Below are 9619 nucleotides of genomic sequence, written 5' to 3' on the forward strand. Positions count from 1 at the left end.
ATGGAATGGCACCTACATGATCGTAATGAGAATGACTTATGAATATATAGTCCAAAGCCTTGTCATCGCCTAAAACTCTTTTTATATTTTCAAGAAGCTCTTTAGCGCAATAAGCCATGCCACAATCTATTAAAGCTACTTTTTCCTCTCCAATTATTAGAGCTGAATTACAACTTCCCATTCTACAAGATACGTCTATTACTTTATCCCTTAAATTTGTCATATGAACTCCTTATCTGAACAATATCATTTTATTAAAATTTATATTTTAAAGTTTAATTATAAACCACAAGACAAAAAATAAAACTATAGATTTTTAATACGCTTATTTTTCACCTTACATTTTGCATTATTTTGACAAGTTTAATAAACTTTGTAAACCCATCATATTATACCATATATTTCGATATTGTTGTATGACTTAATTATAATTAAACTATACTTTATTAATTATAGTTAATGTTATAATTAGTGGCTTATTCCCTATTCGTTCTTTAAGAACAGATACTCCTACTCAAATAATCGATAGACCAAAAGAATTATTAGATCTTATGATGCTAGGCGCCAGATTTAGCGAAAGCAAAATTTGAAAAGATGAGCAATGATATTTTCTTGTCTTATATGAATTTACTGATTTAAGGTGGTAAGAAAAACTACTTTACCGCCTTGCACATCACTCTTCATAACAAATAATCGGCATTCCTGATTCAATTTCTTCATATAGCTCCCTTGCCAAATACGTAGGTGCATTTATGCATCCGTGACTGCCATTTTGTTTGTATATATTGCCTCCAAAAGAATGCCTCCATCTGGCGTCGTGTATTCCTATATTTCCATAAAAGGGCATCCAGTATTTTACTTTGGATTCGTAACCCTGCCCTCTTAAAGTGGCATTTGTTATCTTATAATTGAGCATATATGTACCAAGATCCGTATCAAAGCCTCTACTCAAATTACCTGTTACAATTGGACCTTCTGTTACCAGTTCTCCATCTTTATAAAACCATAAGTGTTGTTTTGTAATATTGATTTCTACATAGGTATTTCCTATATCATTTTCTTCTCTAGATAATGCCCTTTGAGCATATATAGGCTCTCTTTGTATGATTCTTCCAGATTGAATCTCCTCTAATAGGATCTCTTTCTCTCCCAACAAGTCAATCTTCCAACCATATAAACCTCCAGATACTTCTACCGTTTTTCCTGTAGAGGTTTTAAAGTTTCTCTTTATACCTACGGTATTATATTTTTTAGCTAATCCTTTTATATCATTGTATATCTCTTGTCCATCGATTATAATATCTAAATTTCTATTTACACGTAGCCATTGGCGAATCCGTTTATCATCTATTATTTCATTTTTACTGCCAAATCGGTAGATTATTTTTGATTTAACAAATTTATTAAGAGTATCTCCAGTTTCTTTTGTCTTTTCAGAATGTAAAGTATATTTTGGGTTTTCGTAACAATTATTCGCATCTATATCTAATGTTCTTTCTCCTTTTAATATACTTCTTGTTATAACTTGATTTAATAATTCTCTGTTAATTTTGTTCCCATACACTTCTTTAATGGCTTGATAAGAGCCATTTGAGTATTCGAAACTTACACTTTTAGGTTCTACGACCTCTTTATTTAAGAAAATTAATGCATCTATTCTACTATTTAAAGCTTCTTCATCATATAAAAATAAATCTCCTACAAAATATCTACAATCCTTAATATAAGAACTAATCCAAAAATAAGGTTTTTGCACATATTGAATTTGATAGATGCTACTTTTCTTATTTAAAAATAAACCTACATCATTACCTGTAATTTTTTCCGTATAGCCATCCCTACCTACTAATTCCAATTGATATTGATCAATATACTCTTCAATAATAAGAATTACTTCATCGTATGTCTTGAATGATACATCTACACCATTGATTACCGTATTATAATAAAAATGATTTGTAAAGTATATTGAAATCAGAAAGTATAGTACTGCCATTACAGCCAAAATAATTCCTAATTTCAAAAACACTTTTTTTTTAAAAAACCTCTTGTAATCCATTCTCACAGCACCGTCTAACCCTTCCATTATGATGCGTTAAACTATCACTTATTTATAATATGTCTGTGATTTCATCTTAAGACTCTATAAGAGGATTATTTAAAGAACGAAATCTATTCTATCTCATATAATATATAGAACCTATGATAATAATCAAAATAAAAGGAGGTTTATCCGTGAGTCACTGTTGCCATGAGTGCAATGAAAATAAAAAAGAACAACCCTATGAAATATGTGAAAATATAGTTGAAGAGTTAGATTCAATTGGCTGCATTTTAAAAAAGACCAATTCTATTCTAAGAGATAATTTAAGCAGCCAAGCGAATAATCATCCACTGGTGACTGCCTATACAACAGCTGCTAATATTGGATCAGGTCAAAGTATTATTGAATTGAATATTCCAGCTAATTCTTGTATAAAAACGATTTTTGTAACGGCTCAAGGTACAAATATAAGAGATATTCAATTAACGCTTCAATCTGAAACATCCTTTTTTATCAACAGATATTATGCAGAACAAAACGATGAAGGAGTTGCTCCTCATGCAAATTTTGTCGTATCATTTGATTATCCTGTATGCATCGGTAATAGTGAAGCGACATTAAGAGCTGATATTAGCGAAACAGGATTAAGCGCTGGCTTTTTATCTGTCCTTTATATTCCTAATTGTTGCAGTAATACACCACAATAAAGAATGAATTTAATAAAATAATAGTTTTTTTAAAAGCAGGCAGCGAGTACACTCTCTATCTGCTTTTTATTTAAGAAATCAATCTATTATGTGCCCATATGCCACTAGAGGACCATCTTTAATTACTGTCAAACTAGCAACTTGATATAAGATTACACCATCCATATCGGCATAATACTCATAGAGTATCTCACCAAAATAATTTTTTATAGTTCCTATTAAATCACCCTTTTTAAATATATTACCAACTTCAAATCTCGGATACCAACAACCACTTATAGGAACTTCTGGATAGCGTACATCTGTTACTTCTCTTTGTTCAAAGGAATGATTTTCTATACCAAAATTACTAAAACCTAGTGTATCCATAATTCGGTAGACATCTTCTTTATCCTCTAACACTTCCTTTTCTGTCCAAATGCCACACTGTCCACGCTCTAACAAGATACTGGGTATGCCACAACTTGCTGCATAATTGTAGGATCCACCACTAGCCGTCCCTGATTTTACTCGATAAGGTACATGAACACATTTTGCCATTTCTAAGGATTTTTGTACTACTTCATCCGTAGCCATTCCAGGATAATAAACATATGGAGTTAACGTCTCATATCCATCACCACAATGTAAATCAATATAAAAGTCCGCCTTTTTATGTAATTCTTTTACCACAGTAGCAGCTAATTTTTCTGTTAGGGTCCCCTCCACACTACCTGGAAATTCTCTATTTAAATTTTTTTGATCTTCATATACTAAGCTCATCGTTCGATTAGTAAAGCCCGTTACATTGAGTAGTGGCGCAATAATGACTTTCCCCTTTATTACCTCAGGAGTAATCTCCTGAGACAGTTCAATAGCTGCCTGTATGCCTACGTATTCTGCACTATGAACACCACCTGTTATTAAAAGAGTTCGACCTTTTTCATAGCCTACAATGACCGTAACAGGAAACATAACATCAGTACCTTCTATATTGATAAACCCTGTTGCCTTTTGTCCTGGATTTAATTCATCTATATTCATTTTATCAAACCTTTCTTTTTCATTCATTTGTTCTAGCCCATTCCTAAGCTGATAAAAAAATAAATTAAAATCAACACAATATAGTCGCCTATTCCTACAGTAGCTAGAGCATGTGTATTTATAGGCCTGCCAATAATAAAAGCATCCACCATATTCGACATCATCAATGGTATCGCCCATTTTAAAATTGATTTTGTTTTACTCATACAAATGACATGCCACAAAGTGTTGATAATCAATTTTAGTTAATTGTGGCTTTTCTACAGTGCATATTTTTTTGCAGTGTGGACATCGATTTTGGAAGTTGCAACCATGTGGTAAATCTAGGGCTCTAGTAAATTCGCTCTCAATTGGGTCTATAGCTATGCTTCGATTGATGCTCACATCAAAGATTGAACCGATTAAGGATTTTGTATAAGGATGTCTTGCTTCTTTATGAACCTTATCTCCAGGTATACGCTCTACAATATTTCCTAAGTACATAATGGCTAATTCATGAGCCATCGATTGAACCAATGCTACATCATGGCAAATAAAAGCAATAGTAATTCCCTTTTCTCTTTGCAATTTTACCAGTAGTTTTATAATACGATCTTGTACGGATACATCTAGGGAGCAAGTGGCTTCGTCACATAAGATTACTTCTGGCTCTAATGTAAGAGCTCGAGCAATCCCCACCCTTTGTCTCTGCCCACCACTCATGTTTCGAGGATATTTATTCATAAACTCTTCTGGTAAATCGACCATTTCCAAATACCTTTTGACTTCTTTTTCCTTTTCCTTTTTTTTAATCAATTTAAAGTTGAGCAGTGGCTCACTTACAATTTCTGCAACCTTCATTCTAGGATTAAAAGAAGCCATGGGGTCTTGAAAGACCATCTGTATTCGTCTGTGATTTTCTCTTAAATTCTTACCTTTATCATTTGTAATGTCTTTGCCACGATAAATAATTTGTCCTTCAGTCGGTTTATCCAATTGCACTAGCATTCTCATAAGAGTGCTTTTACCACAACCACTTTCTCCTACAATACCTAAAGTTTTCCCCTCATACATTTTGAGATCTACATGATCTACAGCAGCCACCATCCGATTGTTTGCCATTTTAAATTTGCGGGTTAAATGTCTAGCTTCTAAGACAATTCCTTTAGACATACCGTTTTCCCTCCATTTTTGGAACTGATTCTAACAATGTTTTAGTATATGTATGGCTAGGATTGTAGAGGACGTCTTCTTGATTGCCCATCTCTACTATCCTACCAGATTGCATAACGAGAATCTGGTCAGACATATAAGACGCTACACCTAGATTATGAGTGACAATAATTATCCCCGTATTATGGACCTCTTTTAATTCCATCATTTGGCGAACAATCTGGGCTTGAGTCGTTACATCTAAAGCGCTAGTTGGTTCATCAGCTAGTAAAAGCTTAGGTTGAAACACCATAGCCATGGCAATACCTACCCGTTGTCGCATGCCTCCACTCAATTGGAAAGGGTAGCTATTCATAATATTTTCCCCATTAGAAAGACACATCTTTTCTAACATAATAACGCCTTTTTGCCATGCATCCTTTTTGGATATATCTTCATGAGTCCTGATATACTCAACAAACTGGCCACCTATTTTTCGTATAGGATTGATCATTACACCAGAATCCTGAAAAATCATGGACATTCTTTTGCCTCTTAACTGTCTCCATTCCTCATCTGATTTGCCTAGGAGGGATTCTCCTTCAAAGCATATATCTCCTTCCACAACCTGTCCTCCTTTAGGCAAAGCGCCTAAAAGAGATCGGATTACTGTAGTCTTACCACTTCCACTTTCTCCAACGATGCTTACTATTTCCCCAGGTTTCATAGAAAGGGAAAAGTCTTTTACAGAAGGAGGGTGGTATCCATATTTCACCGTTAAATGTTGAATTTCAAGCATGTACTCACCCTTATTTAGCTGGTTTAATGTCTTTTGTCACCCAGTAGAAATCTGACGTTGGACAATAGGCCCCTTCTATAGCCGAAGTAGAGCATATATTATAATTGTAATACCCATATACTAAGGCTACAGAATCATCAAGAATCATTTGCTGTAATTGTACAATGTATTCTTTCCGCTTACCTAAGTCAAATTCTGTTATTAATTTTTCATAAATTTCATCGTATTCTGCATTATTATAAGAAATATAATTTGTATCACTTTTAGAATACCAGTGATTTAAAAATTTTGCAGGATCGCCAGTAGGTGTAGTCACTTCGTTACTTGCAGCTAAATCAAAATCCCCATTCATCAATACATCTGCCTGAGTTTCTGTAATGGAAACATTCGCTTTGATTCCTATATTGGTTAATTGCGTGACTTGTGCTTCTGCAATAGTATTCATCTGGCGACTTGCCGTTACTTTATAATCTAAAACAATATTCTCTCCATCTATTTCTCTTATTCCATCACCATTTGTATCCACAATACCTGCATCATCTAAAAGTTTTGCAGCTTTTTCTGCATCAAAGGAATTTTTAAATGTGAGATTATCATAGCCAAAGTCAAGTATAGACGGAACGACAGCATATCCATAAGAATACGATCCATTGGTAGTAATATCTGCTATAGTTTTCTCGTCAATAGCCATAACTACTGCGTTGCGAAGATTATCATTTTCAAGTAATCCTTCTAAATTTACATGAGCATAACCCACACGAGAACCGGATACTTCGCTAATATTATAGTCTCCTAGATTTCCTAAGGTCTGTCTATCTGCAGCTGAAATACTCATAGCCATATCTGTACTACCGTCTTGAAGAGACATGCTTCTAGTAGAAGGTTCTTCTACTTTCATAATGGAAACAGTTTCAAAAGGCACTACACCATCCCAATAGTATTCATTTTTTACCAATTTAATATCTACGTCTGTTGTCATAGATTCAATAACATATGGACCTGTTCCAATTGGACCTTCTATAGCTAAGTTTCTATTTTGGTCTACATTAGTAATCATCATCCATGGATATGCCATACAGCCTGGAAGGTCAGGAGTTGGCTCTGTAGTAACAATAGTTACTGTATTAGCTTCATCATCAGCACTTAAGGAAGAATAGGTAAAGAAGCTCTGTAGATTGCCAGTTCCACCGTTTTTAGGATCAGAATCTTTATATACCTTTTTGATAGAGTCTACAACTTTTGATGGTGTCATATCTTCTCCATTAGAGAATTTAATGCCTTCTCTTAATATAAATGTCCAAGTAAGATCATCATCTGCTACACTCCAGCTTTCTGCAAGCCATGGTTCAAATGAATAATCATCAGCAAATTTAACTAAGCATTCCCCTACACCCCATCTCATAACAAACCAACTTTCATAGTCTACTGATGGATCTAGTGAGTGGGAAAAAAGCTCTGTAGCTACATTTAATTGGGTTTTTTCTGATGAGACAGCCTTTGGGCTAGTTTGCTTGCCATCATCCTTATTTCCACATCCACTTAATAACCCAATTAGAAGGGTGGATACGGCTAGTACCTTTACAATCTTTTTTAAATTCATTTTCTTTTTCCCTCTTTCTTAATGATTTACTTTCCTTGTCTATATTTGGATCCAAAATATCCCTTAGACTATCTCCAAATAAATTAAATATGACGACGACTATAAAAATAGCCAATCCTGGAAAAACAAGAAGCCAAGGTGCTCTTTGTAAAAATTCTCGCCCTTCACTAAGCATATACCCCCATTCTGGAGTAGGCGGTTGAGCGCCAAAACCTAAAAAGGAAAGAGATGCAAGTTGCAATATAATACTCCCTATATCCGTTGCTGCTGTTACAATTAATATTGGCAAAATATTTGGGAATAAATATTTCATTAGTATGTGGGATGTCTTAGAACCTGTCAAACGTGCTGCTGCTATGTAATCCGATTGCATAATCTTAAGAACTAAACTTCGAGCAAGCCTTGCGTATTTTGTCCAGCTGACTACTGTAATCGCAATAATGGCATTGCCAAGACTTGGTCCTAAAATACCTGCAATAGCAATTACTAGTATTAAATCTGGAAAGGATATCATAATATCCGATATACGCATGATTATTCCTTCGATTACACCACCAAAATACCCTGCTATAATACCTAATCCTGTCCCAATAATAAAAATAATACTTACAAGAATGAATGCACTACTTATAGAAGTACTGGTTCCATACAAGATACGAGAATACAAATCTCTTCCTAATACATCCGTTCCAAATAAATGGTCCTTTCCAGGAGCTTGTAGGGCATCTTGTAGGACTGCTTCATATGGATTGTGGGTAGCTATTACTGGTGCAAATAGTGCCACTAAGAGAATAAATAAAGCAAGTATACTTAAAATCCCAAATTGGCGATTCTGCCTGACAAACTTTATAATCTTCATCCTCTGACCTCCTTTTTCCCTATACGAGGATCAAAATACTTGTAAGAAATATCAACAATAAGATTGATACTCATATACATTAAAGATATCCATAAGACAAATCCTTGTATTAAAGGATAATCCCTTGTAGCTACAGCGCTAACTGCCAAGTTTCCTAAACCTGGATAAGAGAAAATAATCTCTACTACTGCAGTTCCTGCTAAAAGAGATCCAAGGGAAAGCCCAAGAAGTGTAATCAACGGCAACATAGAATTGGGCAAAATATGTTTTATTAGAATTATATTTTCTTCGATGCCTCGCGCTCTAGCGCCAATAACATAATCTTTATTAATTTCTTCTAACACAGCCGCTCTCACCTGTCTAGTATACTTAGCAGACATGGCAATGGCTAGTGTTGCAGCAGGTAAAACCAATTTTTGAAAACCAAATTCACTAGATATTACTGGCATACGATTAAGCCTTAAAGCAAAAATATATAAAAGCAACAGCCCAACCCAAAAACTCGGCATAGAAATACCTAGAAAAGTCAGCCCCCGAATAATATAATCAGCTAATCTATTTTTATAAATTGCTGCTATAATTCCTAAAGGTATAGATATTATTAAGGTTAACAATAAAGAAAAAAAAGCTAACTGAATTGTTGGTAATAGCCTATCCTTAAGTAAGATGGCTACCTCTTTGTGCTTAAAAAAGGAAGTTCCTAGATTCCCTTGCAGGCAATTAATAAGCCATGTAAAATAACGCATTAAAAATGGCTTGTCTAAGCCCATGGATTGACGAGCCGATTCTAACATTTGTTGAGTAGGAACAACTCCATTAGCTTCATACATAGCATAAGCGGGGTCGCCAGGAGCAAGATAGGTTAAACTAAAGGTAAGAAAACTCACGCCAAATAGGACTATAATAATCTGCAGTAACCTTTGTATAATTTCTTTTTTACTCAAAATTTTTTCCCCTTTCGTAGATATATAACGCAACAGACAATTTGACAAGTTATTTATCTGTTATATTATCGTAGTCTTTTTTCACCTTGAAATCGGCTATAGTGATTCCAAGATCGCGCAAAAAAAGCTGCCTTTCGGCAGCTCAATAGCAATAAAAAAACATGCTTCTTATCTCCCGTAAGAATCATAACTAAGTATTATTACAAGCAGTTCTCCTGACTTAAGATCATCACACTTTATCGCCTTCTCAAATCATTTTCTTCATGACTTAATGGCCTATTGACAAGTGCTCCCTAACACAGTGACGGGATCGTGCCGGAATCTAACCGGCTTCTCTATTAATCCTTACGGAACTTGAATAATTATATTTTGTATTTAACTATAAATGTTTATTATATTTAAAATTTATCACATAGTTACTTATATGTCAATTCATACTCACTGTTTTTCTACAATATATTAGTAACTCAACTTTCCCACCAATAAAAGTGGGCTCCATGCTTGATAATTCA

General features: G+C 34.4%; 10 protein-coding genes and 1 riboswitch. Of the genes, 1 reads left to right on the forward strand and 9 read right to left on the reverse strand.

Annotated elements, in window-relative coordinates; genetic code table 11:
• Positions 1-223, reverse strand: a 223-nt coding sequence (locus tag Q7P22_RS14765) for an MBL fold metallo-hydrolase (RefSeq protein ID WP_303865140.1), incomplete at its 3' end; no start/stop codon positions are given.
• Between the two features lie 450 nt (positions 224-673).
• Positions 674-2029 carry a L,D-transpeptidase family protein gene (locus Q7P22_RS14770; RefSeq protein ID WP_303865149.1) on the reverse strand — a complete coding sequence of 452 codons (1356 nt, stop codon included), beginning with the start codon at positions 2027-2029 and terminating at the stop codon, positions 674-676.
• A 206-nt stretch (positions 2030-2235) separates the two neighbouring features.
• Here Q7P22_RS14770 and Q7P22_RS14775 point away from each other — a divergent pair, with 206 nt between their 5' ends.
• The gene (locus Q7P22_RS14775; RefSeq protein ID WP_303865141.1) at positions 2236-2751 is read left to right on the forward strand and encodes a hypothetical protein; all 516 of its coding nucleotides are present in this window, start codon (positions 2236-2238) and stop codon (positions 2749-2751) included.
• Between the two features lie 78 nt (positions 2752-2829).
• Here Q7P22_RS14775 and Q7P22_RS14780 read toward each other — a convergent pair whose 3' ends face one another.
• The 7 genes from Q7P22_RS14780 to nikB are packed head-to-tail and all read right to left on the reverse strand — an operon-like array spanning position 2830 to position 9107.
• Positions 2830-3801 carry a M14 family metallopeptidase gene (locus tag Q7P22_RS14780; protein ID WP_303865142.1) on the reverse strand — a complete coding sequence of 324 codons (972 nt, stop codon included), beginning with the start codon at positions 3799-3801 and terminating at the stop codon, positions 2830-2832.
• 5 nt (positions 3802-3806) lie between these two features.
• Positions 3807-3980 carry a hypothetical protein gene (locus Q7P22_RS14785; protein ID WP_303865143.1) on the reverse strand — a complete coding sequence of 58 codons (174 nt, stop codon included), beginning with the start codon at positions 3978-3980 and terminating at the stop codon, positions 3807-3809.
• A complete protein-coding gene (locus Q7P22_RS14790; protein WP_303865144.1) occupies positions 3973-4926 on the reverse strand; it encodes an ABC transporter ATP-binding protein in 954 nt (317 codons plus the stop codon). Before Q7P22_RS14790 ends, Q7P22_RS14785 begins: the two co-directional genes overlap by 8 nt.
• Positions 4919-5704 carry an ABC transporter ATP-binding protein gene (locus Q7P22_RS14795; RefSeq protein WP_303865145.1) on the reverse strand — a complete coding sequence of 262 codons (786 nt, stop codon included), beginning with the start codon at positions 5702-5704 and terminating at the stop codon, positions 4919-4921. The genes Q7P22_RS14790 and Q7P22_RS14795 overlap by 8 nt, the downstream gene beginning before the upstream one ends.
• A gap of 10 nt (positions 5705-5714) precedes the next feature.
• Complete coding sequence (locus Q7P22_RS14800; protein ID WP_303865146.1) at positions 5715-7304, reverse strand: ABC transporter substrate-binding protein; 1590 nt, start codon at positions 7302-7304, stop codon at positions 5715-5717.
• Positions 7228-8163, reverse strand: a complete 936-nt coding sequence (nikC, locus tag Q7P22_RS14805; RefSeq protein ID WP_303865147.1) for a nickel transporter permease — start codon at positions 8161-8163, stop codon at positions 7228-7230. Before nikC ends, Q7P22_RS14800 begins: the two co-directional genes overlap by 77 nt.
• Positions 8160-9107 carry a nickel ABC transporter permease gene (gene nikB, locus Q7P22_RS14810; protein ID WP_303865148.1) on the reverse strand — a complete coding sequence of 316 codons (948 nt, stop codon included), beginning with the start codon at positions 9105-9107 and terminating at the stop codon, positions 8160-8162. The genes nikC and nikB overlap by 4 nt, the downstream gene beginning before the upstream one ends.
• Positions 9108-9294: 187 nt before the next feature.
• Positions 9295-9480: riboswitch (cobalamin riboswitch) on the reverse strand.
• Positions 9481-9619 lie beyond the last annotated feature (139 nt).

Origin of the sequence: Alkalibaculum bacchi (assembly GCF_937875145.1) — a bacterium.
Taxonomy (GTDB): Bacteria; Bacillota; Clostridia; order Eubacteriales; family Alkalibacteraceae; genus Alkalibaculum; species Alkalibaculum bacchi_A.